Source organism: Salifodinibacter halophilus (assembly GCA_012999515.1).
Lineage (GTDB): Bacteria > Pseudomonadota > Gammaproteobacteria > Nevskiales > Salinisphaeraceae > Salifodinibacter > Salifodinibacter halophilus.
In genome coordinates this window covers 1-261 of the sequence record JABEEB010000364.1, presented here as the reverse complement: position 1 = coordinate 261, position 261 = coordinate 1, and the positions used below count along the sequence as shown (strand labels likewise).

The 261-nt window shown below is 64.4% G+C and carries 1 protein-coding gene; it reads right to left on the bottom strand.

Annotated elements, in window-relative coordinates; translation table 11 throughout:
* Positions 1-261 (bottom strand): solute-binding protein (locus tag HKX41_12045; protein ID NNC24866.1); only part of this gene is annotated, 261 nt, incomplete at both ends.

Below are 261 nucleotides of genomic sequence, written 5' to 3'. Positions count from 1 at the left end.
CAGCTGGGTCAGGTAGTCGGTGACTTTGTCGCCGTCGCGGTATTTGGTCGACGCCCAGGCCCAGGCTGCCAGATAGTTCCAGCGCGCGCCGCCGGAGGTCTTGGGATTGGGGGTGATCACGCCGACGCCGGGCTTGATCAGATCGTCCCAGTCCTTGATGCCCTTCGGGTTGCCCTTGCGCACCAGGAACACGATGGTCGAGGTATACGGCGAGCTCTGGTGCGGCAGGCGCTTCTGCCAATCGGCCGGCAATTGCTTGGC